Below are 22,857 nucleotides of genomic sequence, written 5' to 3' on the forward strand. Positions count from 1 at the left end.
TCCTAAAGTCTAACTCGATGTAACATATTGCGTCTTTTGAATTTAACTGTGATAGGACTTATGCGCGAGTACGCTGTATTTACCTCGGAATCTGTAAGCGAAGGCCATCCAGATAAAATGGCTGACCAAATCAGTGATGCCATTTTGGATGCAATCTTAAAAGAAGACCCTTATGCGCGGGTTGCTTGTGAAACGCTTGTAAAAACGGGTGCGGTTGTACTGGCAGGTGAAATCACAACAACTGCAAATGTCGATTTTGAAGCCGTTGTTCGTCAAACCGTAAATGGCATTGGTTACCATCATTCTGACTTAGGTTTTGATGGTTCAACCTGTGCGGTCATTAACATGATTGGTAAACAATCACCTGAAATTGCACAAGGTGTAGACCGTCAAAAGCCTGAAGATCAAGGCGCAGGTGACCAAGGTTTGATGTTTGGTTACGCCAGCCGTGAAACTGATGTATTAATGCCTGCCCCAATTTCTTACGCACACCGCTTAATGGAAAAGCAAGCTGAATTACGTCGCAGTGGTGCTTTGCCGTGGTTACGCCCAGATGCAAAAAGTCAGGTGACTTTTGCTTATGAAAATGGTGTGCCTGTACGTTTGGACGCGGTGGTGTTATCTACTCAGCACGATCCTGAAATTTCGCAAATTCAGCTTAAAGAAGCGGTAATTGAAGAAATTGTGAAAAAAGTGATTCCTGCAGAAATGTTCCATGCAGACACCAAATTCCACATCAACCCAACAGGTATGTTTGTGATTGGCGGCCCTGTCGGTGACTGCGGTTTAACTGGTCGCAAAATCATTGTAGATACTTACGGCGGCATGGCGCGTCATGGTGGTGGTGCATTCTCTGGTAAAGACCCATCTAAAGTTGACCGTTCTGCTGCTTATGCAGGCCGTTATGTTGCCAAAAATATTGTGGCAGCTGGCTTGGCAGACAAATGTGAAATTCAGGTGTCTTATGCTATTGGTGTTGCAGAGCCAACATCAATTTCAATCAACACCTTCAACACTGCAAAAGTGGCAGATGAGTTGATTATTGCTTTAGTACGTGAACACTTCGATTTACGTCCATACGGCATTACCAACATGTTGAACCTGTTACAACCGATGTATAAGCAAACTGCAGCCTATGGTCACTTTGGTCGTCAAGGTTCTGACACTGCATTTACATGGGAAAAAACCGACAAAGTTGAGGCGTTAAAAGCTTCTGCAGGTCTGTAATGTAAAACTTTTCAGTTTTATCAAGCTCACTTCGGTGGGCTTTTTTATGCCTAAAATTTAGCTGTCAAACCACAATATACAAAATACGAATATGTTATAGTGAATCATTCCTGAGATTTTTTAAATACTCATCTAAGATAATGATGTAGGAGTTTATTATGGCGGTTATTCTTCAAGTCGATTTCCCTTCTGAAGGCCCATTTGGCGAAAGCATGAGCCAAGCGTACCGTGAACTTGCAGAAAGCATTAACCTAGAAACTGGCATGCTTTGGAAAATTTGGACTGAGAACGGTCAAACACAGGAAGCAGGTGGAATCTATCTGTTTGATCATGCGGCCAATGCTGAACGCTATTTAAAAATGCACACTGCACGTTTAGAAAGTTTTGGCGTGAAGGATATTCGTGGCAAGATTTTTGAGGTGAATGCTGCACTGTCTGCAATCAACCAAGCTGACTTCTTAAGTCGCTAATCTTTTTAAATTGCTCATCCATATTGAAGAATAAAATGGTGAGTCTCTTCAATATTGAAAAAACAGTTGAATAAAATCCTGAGCCATTTAATGATTCAGGATTTTTTGAAATCTTGTATAGACGAAATAAGCGTTAAGCTTGGATGCAGCACTTATTGCGTACGAATCACCTCAAGCACCGATTGTTGCACGGGCACTTCTTGATGATCTTGCAAATAAACATGCACGACTTTAAACACAACGGCTGCTGCCAAGCATGCCAAAATACAGAATAACCAGAAACCATAAGGACTACGAATATTGTGTGAACCACAAGTACCACATTCTTTTTCTGATGATTCCACCACCCGATTGCAACATGCGCAACGATACTGATGATACAGCATAGGTATTCTCCTACTTCACTGTAATTCTTGTTTTTATTGTTACACCATCTACCCTGATGCAGTGTAATTTTGTTTAAGCAACTGTGACACTTTGTAGCTTACACCCTTTGGATGATTGAGCAGACACAATCGCTTGTAAATTAGAATGTCAAAGTTCGGCTATTCGCGCAAATCGTATTTTTGAATAAACAGTCACTTTATCCATCTAAAATAGGTATGTCGTGGTAAAATTCTACATGTTCGATCATCTAAAACTTAGGTTCAAACTTAGCTTTCAGTACATATTTTTTTATTACACGGAGTAAGTTAAAGTGGTACAACTCATTAAAAAAGGCGGCTTGCGTGAACGTGCCAACCGTAGCCGTAAATATCAAGGTTCGGAAAATACCGAAGCAACTTTGCGATCAAACCGTACTTATCAACCCAATCATTTAGATAAAACTGAAAACACGACTAAAACCGAAATTCCGAATAAAAAATCGTCAAACTTGGCTTTTGACGACATCAAAGCGTCTGATTAATTGACATTAAAACTTATGTTTTAAAACATACGTAGTGCATCTAACCACAACCACACAGCAAACAATAAAAATAATCCGCCCGAGACCATATCAATATAACTGCCTGAACGCTGATATAACTTTTTCATTTTTGGTGTCGAAAGTAGCAACATAAATAATGTAAATGTCACAAAAGTTTGGATTGGAATAATCACTGCCAATTGGGCTTTTAAAGATGCACTTGCCGATGAACTCAACGCCAAAGCAAATACACTACTAAAATAAATTAAGGTTTTCGGATTAGATAAATTGGTGAATAGACCCAATAAAAAGTAGTTTTTTGCGGCTGGAATTTGCACTTGAGTATCATCAAACTGTTTACGCTGCTGCCAACTATGCCAACCACCCGACAACATGCCCCATCCCATTTTGGCAAGAAATAAACCGCCAATCAGCATTAAGACTTGCTGAATCCAAGGAAACTGCTGCACCAAAACCGTAAAACCCAATAGGGTCAGCACTACCCACACCACAATCCCCGATGAAATGCCCGCAATAATCTGCAAGGTATTACGACGGGTATTGCTGGCTGCACTTTTGGCAATTAATAAAACATCTGGGCCTGGGCTAAGCTGTGCCACAAAATGCAGCGCACAAATGGTGAATAACAAAGACATAAATACATTAGGAGAATTGAAAGTCCGATTATACCTTGTGCAGCAAGAGAATAAATAAGGCTTTAAAATAGGCCTCTCAATATTTGAATATTTACCCAAAAACACACATAAAAAAAACCGAATCAGCACGATTCGGTTTGATCTCAAGCATCACCTATATTATTTAGGTGGATTGACATCTTTCATTTCAATTTTTTTCGCATCGGGGGTAATTTCACGTGCTTCACCGTCAATAATACTGGAATCACGACCACCGCCCTGCTGATTTTGCATGTCTTGCATTTGGCGCATTAAATCTGCAAACGGGTTTTGACCTGCTCCGCCCATGCCATTCATATCGCCCATCATGCCACCCATCATTTGATCCATCATGGCTTGCTGACGTTTCATCATGGCTTTCATCATTGCCGCTTTAAAGGCATTTTGTACGGCAGGAATCATCACCAGCAATGCCAAAACATCGCTAATTAATCCTGGAATCATCAATAAAAAACCCGCAAAAATTTTAGGTAAATTATTGCTCAGCGCAGGATCGGCACTCATCTGCCCCATTTGCATTTGCTGCATTTGTGGCATCACGCCTGCAGAATATTTACGAATCAGGTTCAAACCAATGAAGAAAGCAGCGACAAACCAAAAGAACACGTACCACATGCTCCCCACTAGGTCGCCCACACCAATCCAGACGAAGACTTCAAGAACTAAGCCAATTAGAACAATAAGAAATAATTTCATGAAAATTAATCTAATCTCAACAAAATAAATAAAATGCAGTAACCAAGTGCTTCATCGGGATCAAGCTTTTTTGATTCGCTGTTGTTTCAATATGGGCATTATTGTATTTTTAAAGGTTAAGTCTGTCATTAATATTTTCATCATCACCCAATAACAGACTTAATACGTCTATATATTTAAACGATAAAGATAAAAATATGCGGCATAAGCCAATAATAACCACAACGCAATAAAAACTGATGCTGCAATATAACTGCTCGGTTTTTGACTGATCGCATCGGCTTGTAAACGACAGCGCTGCATTACCTCTGCAGGTACTAAACGCAATACCAACATGATGCCCAATGGCACTAAAATCAAATCATCCAAATAACCCAAAACAGGTATAAAGTCTGGAATTAAATCAATGGGAGAAATAGCATAAGCAGCGACCAACAATGCCAAAAGCTTTGCCATAAACGGTGTTTCAGGATCACGTGCTGCAAACCACACCGCATAAACATCTCGTTTAATTTGCTTCGCCCACTGTTTTAGCCTATTAATCCACTTCATTGCCGCTCTCATTTGCTACCGTATATAAAATATACGCCTCAAAACTTAAAATAAAATGAAGTCCAAAATTGAAAATATGGCAAAGGATACATGCCAATTGTTTAAACGGCAGCTTACTGACCGAATGTTTTGAAATTACTCCACACAAAAGAGATTTAAACTCCTATAATTCAACTTGATGTAATTTTTTAAGGCTTGGCATGTCACTTATTATTGGAATCGACCCTGGTTCTCGTCTAACGGGCTACGGCATTATTGAACGTGATGGCGCTAAATTACGTTTTGTAGATGCAGGAACCATTCGCACCGAAACCAGTGAAATGCCCGAACGCTTAAAACGGATTTTTGCAGGGATTGAACGGATTGTGAAATTTCACGGCCCGACTGAAGCAGCAGTTGAACAAGTGTTTATGGCGCAAAACCCAGACTCTGCCTTAAAATTGGGACAGGCTCGCGGGGCAGCGATTGCCGCTTTGGTAAATTTAGATTTACAAGTGGCGGAATATACCGCTCGTCAAATTAAACAATCTGTCGTGGGTTATGGCGCTGCCGATAAAGAACAAGTACAAATGATGGTCATGAAATTATTAAATCTATCCATCAAACCACAACAAGATGCTGCCGATGCTTTGGCTGCTGCAATTTGCCATGCTCATGCATCGGGCAGTATGACCAAATTGGCTGTGCTCAATGCCTTGGGTGGTATGGCACGCGGACGTAGTCGTTCAAGCTCCAGACGTCGCTAAATCAGCATCGCCATCGCTTATATTTTACCGATTCACAACCTGATAAATCGCTTGGCTCATGTGCTGTGCCTGTAAACCGCGCATGCCCTGCTGTGCCAATACATCCCCCGCCAAGGCATGTAACATGACAATTTCATGCAATTGAATTTTATGATGAAACTGGGCTTTTAAACTGGCAATCATGCCTGCCAACACATCGCCCATACCACCTGTACCCATACCAGGATTGCCTGCGGTACAAATCCACAATGAACTTGCTTGCGGTTCTATAGATGCAGCTTGCAAAGTCAAACTACCTGAACCTTTTAACACCCAATCGCCTGCATAGCGTTGCTGCAATTGCTGAATCGCGGCAATACGGTCTGCTTCAATGGCTGCAACCGTAGTATTGAGCAAGGTCGCAGCCTCACCTGAATGTGGTGTGGCATAACTGTTCGGTTTTAGTTGGGCTGGATGATGCGATGAATGCGCTTGTTTCGCCAAAAACCACAAGGCATCGGCATCGTAAACTACTTCTACCTCGGACTGATTTAGTGCGGCAAACCAGTCTGCATAATGCTGTTCTGCCCAAGCATCTCGTCCTAGTCCCATCCCTAAACTCACGGCATCGACCTGTGAAATTAAGTGCTGAATTTCTGCGCCTGTCAGTGCGTCTATATCCCGCAACATTAAATTCGGCGCACGGCTTAATATCGCCACATGATGTTTGGCATGACAGACCACAGTCACTTTCCCTGCACCTGCGCTTGATGCGGCTTCTGCAGCCATCATCACCGCACCACCCATTTGCGCATGTCCGCCCACAATCAACACATGCCCATAACTGCCTTTGTGTCCAAAAGCCTGCCGTGCGGGTAATTGAATCAAATGTGGTGTGAGTTGGGCCAACGCTTTGAGTTCTGCATCGGCTGGAATCAAATCCAGCACATCGACCAGTCCAGTATATTCCTGTGCCTGCCCTGTAAATAACCCTGCTTTCAAACCCAAAGCTGTAAAGGTGTAATCGGCTTTAATTGCACATGGCAATGGCTGCCCCGTGTTGGCATTTAAACCGCTTGGAATATCAACCGCAATTTTTAAACCCGCTTGTTGATTCATTGCGTGAATAAGCGACTGCCACTCATCATTTAAAGGACGATCTAAACCAATACCAAATAATGCATCAATATAGCAGTCATAACTTTGTTGAAATGCAAAACCTTGAATTATATTGACTTGTTCTGTCTGAGCTTCTAAAAAAGCCTGATGTAAATCTGCCGATGAACCGCGTGTTGCGGCATAAATATCGACTTGAAAACCTGCTTGTTTTAAATATTTTGCAGTTAAATAGCCATCGCCTGCGTTATTGCCTTGTCCACAACACACAGCAATTTTTTGTATTGTAGATGGCTGTTTTGCAAAAATTTTGCGAATTTGTAAATGCAGTGTCCACGCCACTTGCTGCATTAAACCGTAAGAACTATTTTGACGGGCAAACCAGCGCTGCTCCCACGCTTGAATACTTTGACTATGATAAACAGGGCTATGGTACACTTGCTGCGGCATTTTCTTCCCTTCTATTTTGTTATGGCAACATCCACCACTTCAGCACATATTTCTCTGCATCAAGACGATCCAGCCGCCTTGAAAGCGTGGATTAAAGCTCAAGCTTTGGCGCTTGGTTTTGCTGATTGTGTCATTGCCAAACCAGATGCTCAAGCAGAATTAGCACGTTTTCAGGAATATTTAAAACGTGGCTATCATGGCGATATGAAGTTTCTAGAAGAAAATTTAGACAAGCGCGCTAATCCCACACTGTTAGTCCCGAATACAAAAAGTATTATTTGTGTGCGGATGAATTATTTGGTGGAAACACCACGTCCACGACACATTCCCGATGCACCTAACTCTGCAATTATTGCCCGTTATGCACGTGGGCGCGATTATCACAAAGTCATGCGCGGACGCCTAAAAACTCTTGCCACCCGTATTCGTGAAAAAGTGGGGAATTTTGAATCACGCCCCTTTGCGGACTCAGCCCCGATTTTTGAAAAGTCACTGGCAGAAAGTGCTGGTATGGGTTGGACAGGTAAACATACCTTACTGATTCATAAAAAATCTGGATCTTTTTTTGTATTGGGCGAGTTGTTTACTTCACTAGATTTGCCTTTTGATCCGCCTGCAACCTCGCATTGCGGTTCTTGCACAGCCTGCATCGACATTTGTCCAACGCAGGCCATTGTTGAACCTTATATGTTGGATGCGCGTAAATGTATTGCTTATTTGACCATTGAATATCAGGGTATCATTCCTGAAGAATTACGTCGTGGTATTGGTAATCGGGTGTTTGGTTGTGATGATTGCCAACTGATTTGTCCGTGGAATAGCTTTGCACAAGTCACTACGGTGGAGGATTTTCACCCTCGACATGCCTTAGATCAGGTCAGCTTGCTAGATTTATGGCAATGGGATGAAAGCACGTTTTTAGCCAAAACTGAAGGTAGTCCATTGCGTCGTACAGGCTATCAAAGTTTTATGCGTAATATTGCAATCGGGCTTGGAAATGCCCCATTTTCAGCACAGATTTTGCAAACTTTGCAGCAAACGCGAGCACAGCATGATGAGATTGTGCAAATCCATATTGATTGGGCCATTCAGGAACAATTGCTTAAACAGCCTAAAATTTAAACAAAAACTACCACCCAAATGGTACGATATTTTGGCTGCAGGTTACTTGCCAATTTATGCAGTTAACTGAATTTTAGTGACCAATTCATTGCAAAATAAAAATGCTTAAAAATAAATTTTGCAGCGAAATAGTATTAAAATTGCTTAAGTTTGCAACCAAATCGACTGCATATTTTTGTTTCCATACTGTCGAATATTAGCCATGAAATTGGGAGATTATGCCTTTCTGATTCCAACTATTTGTGTATGATACAGACTATGAATAATAGGGATGATGGACTTTTACTTATGTCAGTACGCAATGATTGGACTCGGGAAGAAATTCAGCAGTTATATGAACAGCCTTTTCTGGATTTAGTCTTTGAAGCACAACGTGTGCATCGCCAACATTTTGCTGCCAATACTGTACAAGTCAGTACCTTATTGTCGATTAAAACAGGTAAATGCCCTGAGGACTGCAAATATTGCTCGCAGTCTGCGCATTATGATTCACAGCTTGAAGCTGAAAAACGTATTGCAGTTGATAAAGTCATTCAGGAAGCCAAAGAAGCATTAGCCTCAGGCTCTTCACGTTTTTGTATGGGCGCTGCTTGGCGTAATCCGCATGAACGTGATATGCCGTATGTTTTAGAAATGGTGCGTGAAGTCAAAGCTCTAGGCTTAGAAACTTGCATGACTTTAGGGATGTTGAATCAATCTCAGGCAGAACGCTTAAAAGATGCAGGTTTGGATTATTACAACCACAACCTAGACACATCGCGTGAATATTATCCGAATGTCATTAGTACTCGTAGCTTTGATAACCGCTTAAATACTTTGGATATTGTGCGTCAAACAGGTATGAAAGTGTGTAGTGGCGGTATTGTCGGTTTAGGTGAAGACACCCAAGACCGTATTGGTTTATTGCATGAATTGGCGACTTTACCGTTACACCCTGAATCTGTGCCAATCAATATGTTAGTTCCGATTGAAGGTACACCATTGGCTGAAGTAGAAAAACTGGATGTGATTGAGTGGATTCGTACCATTGCAGTTGCACGTATTATCATGCCAAACAGCTATATTCGTTTATCTGCAGGGCGTGAATCGTTATCCGATTCAGATCAGGCGTTGGCATTTATGGCAGGTGCGAACTCGTTATTCTCAGGTGAAAAGCTTTTAACCACACCAAACGCAGGCGAAGGCAAAGACAAACAATTGTTCCAAAAATTAGGCTTAGTGCCTGAACGTGCCAAGCCAACCGTTTCGGAATTGTCGGTAGATGCGATGGCAATGGCTTAAAGTTTTAGCATCCATCCAAATGTACAAAGTCCCGCAAAGGGACTTTGTTTTTTATGCAGCAAAATAAGTTTATGCGGCAATGCTTTTAAGAGGTGATTAAAATTCCGTAACTGGCATTTAAATACTGCCCTGTTTTAATAATATCTACCCCGTTGGCATGTTCTACCGTCAGTTGTTGCTGAATCGCATCATAATAAAACCGATCATAACAGTCCTGATGATGCAGCAACCACGTCAAAGTATCTGCTAGATTGTCATCTACAATATACGTTTTTTCTTGAAAGTTTTTAGCCATAAATACGGTCAGTTCAATATTTCTAGGTACTGGATTTTAAGCGGAATACCTTGTGGGATAAAGTGTGCGGAGGATAGAAAATTTAATTGTGCACTTGTATAAATCAAACTTCGTACAGCATGAGAAGTCTCCCCACCAAAAGAGGTGGGAATGATATATGTAGTTTTGAAGATGGATAAGTGCAGTCTAATCTATACATGCAGGCAAGACTAAGCAAAATATTCAGGCTATTAGCCTAAAATAAAAAAGTGAGTCATAAAGACTCACTTGGCTTTAATACAGATTCAATACTTAAAATTATTGTGTCTTAGAATCCCCACACTTACGACACTCTAAATGCGCCCCGATTTCTTCCATTGCGTCATATTCATAAATATGGATACAGAAAATTTGCTTTAACAGTTTGATCATAAATGACATTCCTTTTGATTTTTATACATCACGTTTGTGATCTCATCCTGAGATACAAATGCCATCAAGGCTGATTGACATAAACTACTATTATCATATTTAAAAAAAATAGCAAATCTAATTTAGGAACTTTCCGACAAATGACAAATTCATCTGCATACTTGCTGAAATTGAGTGCATAAATAGCTGTAAATTCATTCGCTTATATTATTTCAATTTTCAGCGCACTTGAAACAAGAAAAACTGCTCAAAAGCTAATTTATTAAAAACCAAAGAATCGCAATAGCCAATAACATCATGCTTTCTGTTATTTCAATACTCGCACCAACGGTATCGCCCGTAATTCCACCTAAACGCTGCATAAATTTATATCGCAAATACAAGGTGCTAAGGATAAAAGTCAGAACGGTCACCAAACCCACCCATCCCCAAAGCACTCCTGCAAGCAAGGTCAATGCGATCACAATTTTTGTGCCTGTTTTAGGCAAATGTGCCTGAATAGCAGTGCCTAAACCATTGGCACGTAAATAAGGCGTGCTTAAAAATAAAACCAAAGCGCTTAATCGTCCCAATACGGGTACAAACAGCAAAAATGCCAAATACTGTTGTTCGAGCAATACATACAACGCAGACCATTTTAATAAACAGCAGATCAGTAAGCTCAATACTCCAATCGGGCCGCTGCTTGGGTCTTTCATGATGTTTAAGCTACGTTCAGGATCACCAAAACCGCCGACCCATGCATCGGCAGTATCAGCCAGTCCATCTAAATGTAAACCACCTGTCAGCCAAATCCAGAGCACTAAAATTAAGCTGCTACTCAGAACCAAAGGCAAGAATTGCAATAAATGCGCCATCCCCCACAGCGCAGCTCCAATTAGTAAGCCAACGAGCGGATAAAACAGCAGTGATTGTGCATTTTGCGCTGCAGTTGGCATCTGTTTTAAAGAAACAGGAAAAGTGCTCAGGAATTGCAAGGCAATCCAAAAAGGTGTCATGTTTGCCCCTGCATGTGAATCTTGCCATTAGGATGTAACTGGAATGAACTCAATTGCCCCAACGCTGCAGACATTTTTAAAATATCGTCTAAAGATTTTTTCTGCGCCAATACTTTGAGCAATTTAATTACCCCGCCATGCGTGACCAATAACACACGTTTAGGTTGTTGCTCGAGTTGTTGTAAATATTGGTTGAGATCGGACAGACCTTGCAAAACGCGCTGCTGAAAATTTAGCAAAGATTCTGCTTGTGGCGGACTAAATTGGGTCGGTGTCATCCAAAATTTAGCTAAATCTTCAGGGTATTGTTCATATAAGGTTTGAGTGGAAATAGCTTCCCATGCACCAAAATGCATTTCCTGAAATTGTGCATCAATATACAGTGGCAATTGCTGTGCTTGCGCAAAGGTCTGAGCAACCTGCAGACAACGCTGTAAAGGTGAACTTGCCACAACATCCCATCGCTGTCCTGTAGCTATTGCCGTGTTTAAAGTCTGCTGCATGTCTTGCCAACCTTTTAAAGTCAAAGCATCATCGGTTGATCCACGCAAAGTATGACCCAATTCTGTTTCGCCATGTCTTAATAGGTCTAGCATGATCATAAAGATACTTTCTCACCAATAACCGCAGCTTCGGCAAAAGTCGCCATTTGATTATGCAAGGCACAGGCCAGTTGGATAATGCCCAATGCCGCGCCCGCACCGCTGCCCTCACCTAAGCGTAAATTTAGATGCAGCAAGGCTTGTGCACCTAATGCTTCTAATAAGCGACGATGTCCATATTCAGCCGATTGATGCCCAAACAACATCCATTCTCGGACTTGAGGATTTAAACGCACTGCAACTAATGCAGCAGCACTGCTGATAAAACCATCCACCACCATCGGCAAGCCCAACTGCGCACAGCGAATATACGCGCCCACCATTGCAGCGACCTCCAATCCACCAACTGCACATAAGGCTTTAAAAGCATCATCTTGCACATAGTTCTGATGTAGAGCTAAAGCAGCATCAATCACCTGTTTTTTATGTTGCAATTGTGCAGTGTCAATTCCTGTGCCTATGCCAGTCAAGGCTTCAGCAGGTTCTTGTAATAAAAAGCAAGACAAGGCTGATGCCGAACAGGTATTTCCAATACCCATTTCACCTGCGACATAAATCGAGGCCTGCTGTGCGATGGCATCTTCCACACTTTGACGTCCAAGTGCCATCGCATCTGCACACGCTTGTTCAGTCATGGCGCGGGTTTTAGCAAAATTCGCTGTGCCTGCACGAATACAATGCCGCTCTACTCCTGCATATTCATACGCTTCCCCGACCGAGCCGCAATCCACCACTTGTAAATGCGCCTGATATTGTCGGGCGATGACGCTGATACATGCCCCACCTGTGGCAAAATTTTGTAGCATTTGCCGAGTCACGGCTTGGGGATAGGCGGAAATATTTTCTTCCATCACGCCATGATCGCCTGCGAAAATACATATCCACGGACGTTCAATATTCGGCTGCGTTGTTCCTTGCAAAGCCGCCAGTTGAATCGCAATATTTTCCAATGCTGCCAATGAACCTGTTGGTTTGGTCAATTGAAGTTGTCGTGCAATTGCCTGTTGTTTCATCTGTTCATTTGGCTTTTGACACGCTGCAAACCACCAAGTCATTTCTTCTCTCCTTTTAAAAGCATTGGAAAACCTGCGACACAGAACTGCACTTTGTCTGCAATTTGTCCCAATTGCTGATGTAATCGCCCTGTTTCATCGACAAATTTTCGGGTTATTTCGCCCATCGGTACAACGCCCAAACCTGTTTCATTGCTCACTAAAATAATATCGGCTTGCAACTGAGGCAAAACTTCGAGCAATGCTGAAATTTGTTGTTCGGCAAAGCTTTCTGCAGATTGCATCAACAAATTACTCATCCACAAGGTCAGACAATCTACTAAAATCACAGCATTCGGATGATCCAGCATCTTTAACTGCTCCGCCAAATACAAAGGCTCTTCGCACAATTGCCAAGTCTGCGGACGCTGTTGTTGATGATGCTGAATCCGCGCCTGCATTTCTGCATCGCCCGCTTGTGCAGTTGCTACATAAATGACGGATTTGCCAAGTTGCTGCGCGGTTTGCTCAGCCATACGGCTTTTACCCGAACGCGCACCGCCCAAAATAAGTTGAATCACATGTGCTCCAAAGGAAATTGATGCGTGCTAAATAGCTGACCTTGTAAAGTGTGTGCCTGATAATAACCAAAATTTAAATGATGGATATCTAAATCGAAATATTGCACGGGGAGATTTTGAATACGCTGCAAAATCAAATTGGTTGAACACGCTGTTTGATATAAACCCAAAGTAATATGTGGATGATACTGTAAAGCTGCGATTTCAGCCCCGCCTACGCTAAGTGCCTGACGTATACGCGCCAGTTGCTGTGATTGATCTTGCACTTCTACAAATAAAGCACTATCAAAACTATTGATGCCGCCCACTTTCAGTTGAAAAGGCTCTAGTTGCAACTGCTGTAAGGCTTGAACTTGTTGTTGAAATTGTGACTCGAGAAAGTCATCTTCCCAATGCTTTTTTGCTGCATAAAACCCACAAATATATAAGGTGATATGAAACTGGCGAGTGTTTGGGCGAAATAATACATCTGAAAATTGCTGTTTTAATTGTTGTAAATAACATTCTAAAGCTGGATGTTGAACAGCTAAATACCAAAGCACATAACGCTCACGCCCACGATGCCATTCAGGATAATCATGCTGCTGTGTTGGAATAACGTACTGATTGGCTTGAATAAACACGGGATAATTCAATGAATTAAAACAGCTTATGGTAAAACATTCACAACTGAATAGACATGAAAATCATGCAATTTGAGGTGAATATTTTTCAGTTTGGTATTTTAACCATCTACATCATTTAAATAATTTTGATTTTAATGAGATGGATAAAATTCAGAAGATGGCTGAAACAGGTCTGCAATGTTATGCTGAAATGAAGATGATATTTTCTAATCTACACAAGACACTACATTACTGTGAAGCTTTACCCCATCAGAATCGGTATAACTGGAGTTTATGATGCAACAAGAATTGATCTGTTATAAACAACTTCCTATTTGGAATCATGACTCAATTCCACAAGGGTTTAAAAAACAACACAATACCCAAGTTGGCACATGGGCGAAGTTGACTATTTTAAAAGGCGAATTGCATTTTTCGATGCTGCATGAATCTGGTGAAGTACAATCTGAGCATATTTTTTCCGTGGAAAATCAACCACCATTTATTGAACCGCAAGCGTGGCATAAAATTGTATCTGCCAGTGATGATATTGAGTGCCAGCTTAGTTTTTATTGTTTGCCTCAAGATTATTTTGTTAAAAAATATAAATTAAGCCCAACACATTCTGAAATTTTAATGGCACTTCCACAGTTAACCGTGGGTAAAGCTTTGGATGTTGGCTGTGGTACAGGCCGAAATGCGCTGTATTTGAGCCAAAACGGTTTTCAGGTGGATGCTTGGGATGTGAATCCGAGTAGTATCCAAAAATTAAATGAAATTATTGCTACAGAACAGATTTCATCTATTCAAACTACTGTGCGGGATTTCAATCAGGATGCCACTATTACTGGTGAATATGACTTCATCAACTGTATCGTAGTAATGATGTTTTTGGCGCCTGAAACTATCCCTCCTCTTATTCAGCATATGCAGCAAGCGACCAAACCTCAAGGCTTTAACTTAATTGTTTGCGCGATGAATACTGAAGATTACCCTGTGCAACAGGACTTCCCTTTTAGTTTTAAAGCGGGTGAGTTAAGTGCTTATTATGCTGATTGGGATATTGTGAAATACAATGAAAATGTCGGTGAATTGCACCGTAAAGATGCAGATGGTAATCGAATTAAACAGCGTTTTGCGACATTGTTGGCGAGGAAAAAGTAGAATCACAAAAGAAATTTGAAACAGATGATCTTTTTTAGCTGCTCGCAAACGAGGAGTTGTTTGTCCTAGATACTGCCTAGGATCAAGGGTTCATATGTTATTCTGTAGTGAGGTATACAATTATTAAGGTAACTTATGAAAATAGCGAATACGAAATTACTAGCTGGTGCTTGTATGGCCCTAACTTTAACTATGCTTAGCCCTGCCGTACTTGCAAATGATAACAATGATATACGAAAGATTGTAGTAGTTAACTTTGCAAAAAAAGCTTACTCTGCAAATTATTACGGAAGGATAGATGGATACAAGTATGATTCCTACAAATTTTATGCTAAAAAAGGGCAAAAGTTAAAAGTGAAGTTGACTGGAGGAAATGTTGAAACTTACTTATGGGGTAATCAATTAAAAGACTCCATCAGTCTTGGAGAATATTCTCCAGAGCTTGATGATAATGGTATTTATATTTTACCTGCGTCAGGTGAGTATGAAATTAGAGTATTTCAACCTAGATCACAAGCAAGAAAAGATAAAAAACCTCAATACTGGATGAGTATTAACATCAAATAAAGAATTGCTAGATTCGTTTAAGTTTTAATACAAGGGTTCAAAACTAAGGGTTCAAAACTATTGCCAGTTAAACTGGGGCGTGATTTTTACGTGTATGGAGACTGTAAATAAAACTGTATTTACACAGAATTATTTACACCCTCATCAAATTCTTAAGAAATTTGCATCCTAATCAGAATCATATTTCTGACAATAAAAAAACTGTATGAATTGCATTCGGTTTTTTTCTGTGATGAACTTACATCTCTGCAATCACACCTAAAATCCCCGTAATAATCATTTCAATCGCAATAGTACCAATCAGTAACGCAGATAATCGACCTACAATATCCACATAACGGTCTATATATTTGGCATGCTTATACCTGAGATGATCATGCGCAAACTTCATCAAAATCATTAAACTACAGGTTAGCGCCAAGGTGAGGAAAATTACCAGCGCAGCCCCACTAATGGGCAAAGTCATGCCTGTTACCACGGCGGCACTAATCGTCCCCGGTCCAATCATAAAAGGCATAGCAATGGTACCTGCCAAATGTTCAGGTGCTCCCCGCATCTCACCGATGGTGTCTGCACCTTGAAACACATAGCGATAACCAATCACCAAGAAAATAAGCCCACCAAAGATTTGAAATGCCTCAAACCGCACATTCAAATATTTGCTGAAAATAGCTTCACCACCCCATGCAAACAGCATAAATACCGCATAAGCAATTAAACAGCCTTGAATCAGGGCTTTATTAAACACTTTTGCTTCTGAATTACGAATCATGCCAATCATGTAAATGCTCATCAAAAATGGATTAAGCAATGAAAAGAACAACGCAAAAGCATGTAAATATGAGATATACATGGTGTCCCCTGATTAACTTTGTGGGTCTGGAAATAACGGACGATTTCCAGGACTGATTCGGTTTATATGTAAGAAGGTCATATGTCGTTCGTATCTGTCTAGAATGTCATTAATAACTTGCTCTTTGGTGTAACCAACCAAATCATTACCTTGTGAACCTTCATAAAGATAGGTTTCCAAACGAAAATAAAACCGTTTACCCAACTTACCACGTTCACTAAATGTGGGTGCGATATAACGTACTGGCCAGATTTGATAAACAAAGTTCTGTTCTTCTTCCAGATGAATAATCAAATCTAAATGATATAAAGTTGGATCTTGCTCTAATGCACTTTCCTGCACGTCAATATTCACGCCTCTTTTTTGCATTTCTTCTGCGACGGCCAGCACGGCGGGGCGGCATATTTCATCCAGCATGCGTTTGGTATCGCTGGTTCCAGGATGATGCATAACCCGTGACAAGCGTTTTTTCCAGTTCAGAATATCTACATTACCCACCACAGGTGCTGCATTCAAACTGCTACTGGCTTGTCGATAATCTTCAAGTCTTAAAGATTTATATAAACCTGCCATCACCAAGAACATAACAAAACTAAAAGGCAACCCCATGATAATAGTTGCATTTTGCAAAGCAGTAATCCCATTGGTCATCAACATGGCCAAGGTCAGCAAGCCAATGGCAATAGCCCAAAATACACTGAGCCAGCGTGGTGCATCATGGTCGACATTGGTAAATTGTGTGGTGAAATTCCCTAAGACCAATGCACCTGAGTCGGCTGAAGTCACATAAAATAACAACCCTGTAATGGTTGCGATGCCTGCAATAAAAGGAAAATACGGATATTGAGCCAACAAGTCGTAGAAACCGTGTGCTGGATTGGCAATGACGGTTTGAGCCAATGCCAGATTTCCATCAAAAATCACATTGTATAATGCACTATTTCCGAAAATTGACAGCCACGTTAGGGTAAAAATTAACGGAATGATTAAGGTACCACTGACAAACTCACGAATGGTACGCCCACGAGAAATACGTGCAAGAAAGAGTCCCACAAAAGGTGACCAAGCCACCCACCAAGCCCAGAAGAATAGCGTCCAACTGTTCATCCATTCTTTGGGTTGCTGAAAGGCAAAACTTTCCAAGGTCATACTTGGGAAACGGCTAATGTAATCGCCAATATTTTGCACAAAAGTATTGAGTAAAAATTCTGTATTGCCGAGGAATAAAATAAACAGCATCAAACCCACGGATACATAAATATTCACTTCCGAGAGTATGCGCAGACCTTTATTTACACCTGAAGTCACCGAAATAATGGTCATCACTACAGCAACACCAATTAGGGATGCCTGCATCCACAGATTTTCAGGTAAATCGAACAGTACATGTAAACCGTAATTCAGTTGCACGACACCAATACCGCAGGTGGTCGCAATACCGAAAATCGTCCCGATCACCGCGGCAGTATCCACACTATGTCCAATCGGACCATGAATTTTTTGACCAAAAATCGGATAAAGCGCGGAACGGATGGTGAGTGGCAAATTGTAGCGATAGCTGAAATATCCCAATGCCATGCCTATCAAGGCGTACATGCACCATCCTGTCAGGCCATAATGGAATAAAGTCCAGACCATACTCTGGCGTGCAGCTTCAAAGGTCTGTCCTTCACCTACTGGTGGATGCATATAATGGGATAAAGGTTCAGCGACCGAGAAGAACATCAAATCGATACCAATCCCTGCTGAAAACAGCATGGCAGACCAACTGAGTAAACTAAATTCGGGTTTAGAATGTTTGGGGCCAAGCTTAATATCACCATAGCGTGAACAGGCAATAAAAATCACAAACACCATATACAGTGTGGCAGCCAGTAAATAGTACCAACTGAAGGTGGAACTGACCCATGCCAAAACTGCATTCAGCGTTTGATTGGCGAAGTCATTGAACAAAATGGTGGTAATTGAAAAAATTAAAATAATGAGAGCTGAAATATAAAAGACCACACCATTTAAACGGTCTTTTGGTGCTAATGTTTGATCATCAACTGCTCTTGGATTATCTGTTGCCATACAATCCTCAAGGAAGTAAATATAAGTTGAAAATCAATTTTTAAACTTCTCGCTGTCGAGAGCTTAAAAATCGATAAGTGCTATACGACAGTACTTTTGTCTCCGACAAAAATGCTATCTTCGTGTAACCGAATGTTTAGCCAGAATATAAAGATATGTGGCAGTGTAACAAATTCCCTAAATTTGCCCTGCTTACACAACCAATTCCAACATGAGAACGACATAAATAAACTGTTCTTCTCCTTAAACTCAATTTTTGTAGAAGCTTTTAGGTGTTGTATCCGATGTTTCAAGCAAGAACATAAAAAAATGCGCGTACTCTGCCACAGGTTCACCAAAACCAACTACAAATCTATCCATATGATAAATAAGCATTAATACTTAAAAAATTGAGAACAAACTTTGCAAAGCTGCATTCAATTTAAACAACATGATACTTTTAATTGATTGAACGTTCAATCAATTAAAAGTATTATAAAAAAATGCTATGATGTTTTCCATGTCAATAATTGAATCTAACACCTTTAAATCTAAGGTAAATTTTCTGGATTATCATGAATAAACGTAGAGTTAAACCTGAGCATGAACGTCGTGAAGAAATCATTCGCGCAGCCTATGAGGTCATTTACGAGGTGGGTTTATCCAATACCACTATTGCTCAGATTGCAAAAAAAGCCCAACTTTCTACAGGCATTGTGAGTCATTATTTTGGTGATAAGCAGGGTTTGATTGAAAGCTGTATGCGACAAATGCTCTTTGTCTTACGTGAAACTGCGGCAACCTATAAAGCCAAAGTTAGTCAGCCCACACCAGAAAATTTACTTAAGGCAATTATTGATGCCAACTTTGACATCAGTCAGGTGAATCAAACAGCGATGCGTGTCTGGTTAGATTTTTGGTCCGCCAGCATGCACATGCCCGATTTAGGTCGCTTGCAGCGAATAAATGACCAACGTCTTTATTCAAATTTAAAATTTCATTTACTGCAGATGATGCCTAAAGACAAAGCCAGCCATATCGCCAAAGGGCTTGCTGCTTTGATTGATGGTCTTTGGTTACGCGGCAGTTTAAGTGGTCATCAAGCATTTGATCGTGACTTGGCACGTTCTATTGCATACGACTATGTCGATATGCAACTTCGCTTAATACAACAGATACGGCAGGAACAGCAAAATGAATGATGCACAATTACATCAATTGTATATCCATGGACAGTATGTCAATGCCACTAGTGGTAAAACCTTCGATACGATTAACCCTGCTACAGGTCAAATCCTTGCGAGCGTGCAGCAAGCAAGTCAAGCCGATGTAGATGCGGCGGTTAAAAGTGCCCAACAAGGGCAACAAGTTTGGGCCGCCATGACGGCTGTTGAACGGGCACGTATTCTGCTGCGTGCCGTGGATATTTTACGTAAACGTAATGATGAGCTTGCCCGTCTAGAAACGCTCGATACGGGTAAAGCATACAGCGAAACCTCTAGTGTCGATATTGTAACTGGCGCGGATGTTCTCGAATATTATGCAGGTCTTGCAACTGCGATTCAGGGCGAACAAGTACCCCTGCGTGAAAGTAGTTTTTTCTATACCCGTCGCGAACCCTTAGGCGTTGTCGCGGGTATAGGCGCATGGAACTACCCCATTCAAATTGCGCTGTGGAAATCTGCACCTGCCTTAGCTGCGGGGAATGCCATGATTTTCAAACCCAGTGAAATTACGCCACTGACGGCCTTTAAGTTGGCTGAAATTTATACCGAAGCGGGTTTGCCTGCTGGGGTCTTTAACGTGGTTCAAGGGCTTGGACAAGAAGTCGGTCAATGGCTGACTGAACATCCAGAAATTGCCAAAATTTCCTTTACAGGTGGCGTGGAAACAGGCAAAAAAGTCATGTCCAGTGCAGCTGCATCCAGTTTAAAAGAAATTACCATGGAACTCGGCGGCAAGTCTCCGTTGATCATTTGCTCTGATGCCCCTCTTGACCGCGCTGCGGACATTGCAGTGATGGCAAATTTCTTTAGTTCGGGTCAGGTGTGCACCAACGGTACGCGTGTCTTTATTCCGCGCCACCTAAAAGTCGAGTTTGAACAGGCTGTACTCGAACGTGTTAAACGTATTCGTGTAGGTGACCCAATGTTGGCAGAAACCAATTTTGGTCCGCTCACCAGTTTCCCGCATATGGAAAAAGTCTTGTCTTATATTGAATTGGGCAAACAGCAAGGTGCGACACTTTTAATTGGGGGTGAACGAGCGACCTCTGCGGAACTGGCTCAGGGCGCTTATGTCATGCCAACTGTTTTTTCAGACTGTCATGACGACATGCGAATTGTACAAGATGAAATATTTGGACCTGTGATGAGTATTTTGACTTATGACAGCATCGAAGAAGTCATTCAACGTGCTAACCAGACCCCTTATGGTCTAGCAGCGGGGGTTGTAACACAAGATATCTCGCAGGCACATCGCATTATTCACCAACTTGAAGCGGGCATTTGCTGGGTTAACACTTGGGGCGAATCCCCTGCAGAAATGCCTGTCGGGGGCTATAAGCAATCGGGTGTGGGACGTGAAAATGGTTTATCTACTTTGCAACATTATACCCGCATTAAATCCATTCAAGTCGAATTGGGCGATTATCACAGTATTTTCTAAACGCTAAATACTGACCTTTATTCTTTATTTTTCTGTTTTTACATCCTCAACTCAACATGTTGCCACGCTCTAATCGGGCGTGGTACTGCCATAGAAAAAGGATCATTATGCATTCTACACACTACGATTATATTATTATTGGTGCAGGCTCTGCGGGTAATGTTCTTGCCGCTCGTTTAACCGAAGATGCCGATGTCTCTGTTTTATTACTAGAAGCAGGCGGACCTGACTACCGACTCGATTTTCGTACCCAAATGCCTGCTGCACTGGCTTATCCACTGCAAGGGCGACGTTATAACTGGGCTTATTTAACTGACCCCGAACCGCATATGAATAACCGCCGCATGGAATGTGGACGCGGCAAAGGTTTGGGTGGATCTTCACTGATTAATGGCATGTGCTATATCCGTGGCAATGCGATGGACTTAGAACAGTGGTCAACTTTAAAAGGTTTGGAAAACTGGAGCTATGCCGATTGTTTGCCGTACTACCGCAAAGCAGAAAGTCGTGATATTGGCGCCAACGACTATCATGGTGATGATGGACCTGTAAGTGTTGCGACACCGAAAGCCAATAATAATGAGCTGTTTCATGCCATGGTAGAAGCTGGCGTACAAGCAGGTTATCCACGTACAGATGATTTAAATGGCTATCAACAAGAAGGTTTTGGCCCTATGGATCGAACCGTCACGCCCAATGGTCGACGCGCCAGTACAGCCCGCGGATATCTGGATATGGCAAAGCAGCGCCCCAACTTGACCATCATGACGCATGCCACCACCCATAAAATTCTGTTTAGTGGCAAACAAGCAATTGGGGTGGAATACCTGCAAGGTGCAAATCGGCAACAGTTACATCAGGTCTATGCGAATAAAGAAGTTTTGCTCTGTGCAGGCGCAATTGCATCTCCGCAAATTTTACAACGTTCAGGTGTAGGCTCTAGCGAGTTACTGCGTGATCTAGATATTGAACTTGTCCATGATTTACCTGGTGTCGGAGAAAATTTACAAGACCATCTGGAAATGTATCTGCAATATAAATGCATAAAACCTGTTTCGCTCTACCCCGCCTTGAAATGGTATAACCAGCCTGCCATTGGTGCCGAATGGTTATTCAATGGAACTGGGATTGGCGCCAGCAACCAATTTGAAGCAGGGGGGTTTATTCGCTCTTCCGATGAATTTTCTTGGCCCAATATTCAGTTTCATTTCCTGCCTGTTGCGATTAACTACAATGGTAGCAACGCAGTCAAAGAACATGGCTTTCAAGCCCACGTCGGTTCTATGCGTTCACCCTCGCGTGGACGCATCAAATTAAAATCTAAAGATCCATTTGAACATCCAAGCATTCTGTTTAACTATATGTCTACAGAGCAAGATTGGCGCGAATTCCGCGATGCTATTCGGATTACACGTGAAATCATGCAACAACCCGCATTAGATCCTTATCGCGGTGAAGAAATTAGTCCGGGTAAACATTTAAGCAGTGATGCAGAATTGGATGACTTCGTACGCAATCATGCTGAAACGGCCTACCACCCTTCTTGTAGTTGCAAAATGGGCGAAGATGAAATGGCCGTGGTCGATGGTCAAGGGCGTGTACATGGTCTGCACAATTTACGTGTGGTTGATGCCTCAATTATGCCGTTAATTATCACAGGGAATTTGAATGCTACGACCATTATGATGGCTGAGAAAATTGCCGATCAAATTCGTGGACTACCAGCATTAGCTCGTTCTGATGCAGGTTTTTATCAAGCCCGTTCATCTGCATAATTTTCTCACACTCAAGCATGAGGAGAGTATTTTACCTCCTCATACTTCATCTGA

At 41.7% G+C, this 22,857-nt stretch carries 24 protein-coding genes; 11 read left to right on the forward strand and 13 right to left on the reverse strand.

Annotated features, from left to right (window positions below; all coding sequences use genetic code 11):
- Positions 1-60 precede the first annotated feature (60 nt).
- A complete protein-coding gene (gene metK, locus CF596_RS03070) occupies positions 61-1,227 on the forward strand; it encodes a methionine adenosyltransferase (RefSeq protein ID WP_004976883.1) in 1,167 nt (388 codons plus the stop codon).
- Between the two features lie 158 nt (positions 1,228-1,385).
- Positions 1,386-1,697, forward strand: coding sequence for a monooxygenase (locus CF596_RS03075; protein WP_096901196.1), 312 nt, complete (start codon positions 1,386-1,388; stop codon positions 1,695-1,697).
- Between the two features lie 152 nt (positions 1,698-1,849).
- Here the strand turns inward: CF596_RS03075 and CF596_RS03080 are convergent, their stop codons facing one another.
- The gene (locus tag CF596_RS03080; RefSeq protein WP_004976885.1) at positions 1,850-2,083 is read right to left on the reverse strand and encodes a hypothetical protein; all 234 of its coding nucleotides are present in this window, start codon (positions 2,081-2,083) and stop codon (positions 1,850-1,852) included.
- Positions 2,084-2,394: 311 nt separating this feature from the next.
- On the opposite strand from CF596_RS03080, the gene CF596_RS03085 reads away from it, so the two are divergent.
- Complete coding sequence (locus CF596_RS03085) at positions 2,395-2,604, forward strand: hypothetical protein (protein WP_004976887.1); 210 nt, start codon at positions 2,395-2,397, stop codon at positions 2,602-2,604.
- A gap of 20 nt (positions 2,605-2,624) precedes the next feature.
- Here CF596_RS03085 and CF596_RS03090 read toward each other — a convergent pair whose 3' ends face one another.
- From CF596_RS03090 to CF596_RS03100, 3 genes are all read right to left on the reverse strand, one after another.
- Positions 2,625-3,260 carry a LysE family transporter gene (locus CF596_RS03090; protein ID WP_096901197.1) on the reverse strand — a complete coding sequence of 212 codons (636 nt, stop codon included), beginning with the start codon at positions 3,258-3,260 and terminating at the stop codon, positions 2,625-2,627.
- Between the two features lie 159 nt (positions 3,261-3,419).
- The gene (locus tag CF596_RS03095) at positions 3,420-3,995 is read right to left on the reverse strand and encodes an FxsA family protein (protein WP_004976892.1); all 576 of its coding nucleotides are present in this window, start codon (positions 3,993-3,995) and stop codon (positions 3,420-3,422) included.
- 168 nt (positions 3,996-4,163) lie between these two features.
- Positions 4,164-4,547, reverse strand: coding sequence for a YkvA family protein (locus CF596_RS03100; RefSeq protein ID WP_096901198.1), 384 nt, complete (start codon positions 4,545-4,547; stop codon positions 4,164-4,166).
- Between the two features lie 200 nt (positions 4,548-4,747).
- Here CF596_RS03100 and ruvC point away from each other — a divergent pair, with 200 nt between their 5' ends.
- On the forward strand, positions 4,748-5,293 hold the full coding sequence (ruvC, locus tag CF596_RS03105) for a crossover junction endodeoxyribonuclease RuvC (RefSeq protein ID WP_004976895.1): 546 nt from the start codon (positions 4,748-4,750) through the stop codon (positions 5,291-5,293).
- Positions 5,294-5,317: 24 nt separating this feature from the next.
- On the opposite strand, the gene CF596_RS03110 is transcribed toward ruvC, so the two are convergent.
- A complete protein-coding gene (locus CF596_RS03110) occupies positions 5,318-6,838 on the reverse strand; it encodes an NAD(P)H-hydrate dehydratase (protein WP_096901199.1) in 1,521 nt (506 codons plus the stop codon).
- Between the two features lie 21 nt (positions 6,839-6,859).
- Here CF596_RS03110 and queG point away from each other — a divergent pair, with 21 nt between their 5' ends.
- Both queG and bioB read left to right on the forward strand, forming a co-directional pair.
- Positions 6,860-7,960, forward strand: coding sequence for a tRNA epoxyqueuosine(34) reductase QueG (gene queG / locus CF596_RS03115; protein WP_096901200.1), 1,101 nt, complete (start codon positions 6,860-6,862; stop codon positions 7,958-7,960).
- A gap of 288 nt (positions 7,961-8,248) precedes the next feature.
- A complete protein-coding gene (gene bioB / locus CF596_RS03120; RefSeq protein ID WP_096901201.1) occupies positions 8,249-9,241 on the forward strand; it encodes a biotin synthase BioB in 993 nt (330 codons plus the stop codon).
- Between the two features lie 85 nt (positions 9,242-9,326).
- Here the strand turns inward: bioB and CF596_RS03125 are convergent, their stop codons facing one another.
- The 6 genes from CF596_RS03125 to CF596_RS03150 form a co-directional block, all read right to left on the reverse strand.
- Positions 9,327-9,536: a hypothetical protein gene (locus tag CF596_RS03125; protein WP_004976903.1), complete on the reverse strand. Its 210-nt coding sequence runs from the start codon at positions 9,534-9,536 to the stop codon at positions 9,327-9,329.
- 665 nt (positions 9,537-10,201) lie between these two features.
- Positions 10,202-10,945, reverse strand: a complete 744-nt coding sequence (locus CF596_RS03130; protein WP_004976907.1) for an adenosylcobinamide-GDP ribazoletransferase — start codon at positions 10,943-10,945, stop codon at positions 10,202-10,204.
- Complete coding sequence (locus CF596_RS03135; protein WP_096901202.1) at positions 10,942-11,547, reverse strand: histidine phosphatase family protein; 606 nt, start codon at positions 11,545-11,547, stop codon at positions 10,942-10,944. The genes CF596_RS03130 and CF596_RS03135 overlap by 4 nt, the downstream gene beginning before the upstream one ends.
- The gene (gene cobT / locus CF596_RS03140) at positions 11,544-12,602 is read right to left on the reverse strand and encodes a nicotinate-nucleotide--dimethylbenzimidazole phosphoribosyltransferase (protein WP_004976913.1); all 1,059 of its coding nucleotides are present in this window, start codon (positions 12,600-12,602) and stop codon (positions 11,544-11,546) included. Before cobT ends, CF596_RS03135 begins: the two co-directional genes overlap by 4 nt.
- Positions 12,599-13,120, reverse strand: coding sequence for a bifunctional adenosylcobinamide kinase/adenosylcobinamide-phosphate guanylyltransferase (gene cobU / locus CF596_RS03145; RefSeq protein WP_096901203.1), 522 nt, complete (start codon positions 13,118-13,120; stop codon positions 12,599-12,601). Before cobU ends, cobT begins: the two co-directional genes overlap by 4 nt.
- Positions 13,117-13,743, reverse strand: a complete 627-nt coding sequence (locus tag CF596_RS03150; protein ID WP_096901204.1) for a 2'-5' RNA ligase family protein — start codon at positions 13,741-13,743, stop codon at positions 13,117-13,119. The genes cobU and CF596_RS03150 overlap by 4 nt, the downstream gene beginning before the upstream one ends.
- 279 nt (positions 13,744-14,022) lie before the next feature.
- Between CF596_RS03150 and tehB the strand changes: the two genes are divergently transcribed.
- Both tehB and CF596_RS03160 read left to right on the forward strand, forming a co-directional pair.
- Complete coding sequence (gene tehB / locus CF596_RS03155; protein WP_096901205.1) at positions 14,023-14,889, forward strand: SAM-dependent methyltransferase TehB; 867 nt, start codon at positions 14,023-14,025, stop codon at positions 14,887-14,889.
- 135 nt (positions 14,890-15,024) lie between these two features.
- Entirely contained in the window at positions 15,025-15,456 is a 432-nt protein-coding gene (locus CF596_RS03160) for a PPC domain-containing protein (RefSeq protein ID WP_004976922.1), read from the forward strand.
- 238 nt (positions 15,457-15,694) lie between these two features.
- On the opposite strand, the gene CF596_RS03165 is transcribed toward CF596_RS03160, so the two are convergent.
- Both CF596_RS03165 and CF596_RS03170 read right to left on the reverse strand, forming a co-directional pair.
- Positions 15,695-16,309 carry a MarC family protein gene (locus tag CF596_RS03165; protein ID WP_004976930.1) on the reverse strand — a complete coding sequence of 205 codons (615 nt, stop codon included), beginning with the start codon at positions 16,307-16,309 and terminating at the stop codon, positions 15,695-15,697.
- A gap of 12 nt (positions 16,310-16,321) precedes the next feature.
- The gene (locus tag CF596_RS03170) at positions 16,322-18,382 is read right to left on the reverse strand and encodes a choline transporter (RefSeq protein WP_004976932.1); all 2,061 of its coding nucleotides are present in this window, start codon (positions 18,380-18,382) and stop codon (positions 16,322-16,324) included.
- A gap of 554 nt (positions 18,383-18,936) precedes the next feature.
- Between CF596_RS03170 and betI the strand changes: the two genes are divergently transcribed.
- The 3 genes from betI to betA all read left to right on the forward strand — a co-directional run bounded on the left by betI (position 18,937) and on the right by betA (position 22,803).
- Positions 18,937-19,563, forward strand: a complete 627-nt coding sequence (gene betI / locus CF596_RS03175) for a transcriptional regulator BetI (RefSeq protein ID WP_004976938.1) — start codon at positions 18,937-18,939, stop codon at positions 19,561-19,563.
- Positions 19,556-21,028 (forward strand): betaine-aldehyde dehydrogenase, encoded by a 1,473-nt coding sequence (gene betB, locus CF596_RS03180; RefSeq protein ID WP_096901206.1) that lies wholly within the window; start codon positions 19,556-19,558, stop codon positions 21,026-21,028. The genes betI and betB overlap by 8 nt, the downstream gene beginning before the upstream one ends.
- A 107-nt stretch (positions 21,029-21,135) precedes the next feature.
- A complete protein-coding gene (gene betA, locus CF596_RS03185) occupies positions 21,136-22,803 on the forward strand; it encodes a choline dehydrogenase (RefSeq protein ID WP_096901207.1) in 1,668 nt (555 codons plus the stop codon).
- The last annotated feature ends 54 nt before the right edge of the window (positions 22,804-22,857 follow it).

This window comes from Acinetobacter sp. YT-02 (assembly GCF_002412355.1).
In the GTDB taxonomy this organism is placed as follows: domain Bacteria; phylum Pseudomonadota; class Gammaproteobacteria; order Pseudomonadales; family Moraxellaceae; genus Acinetobacter; species Acinetobacter towneri.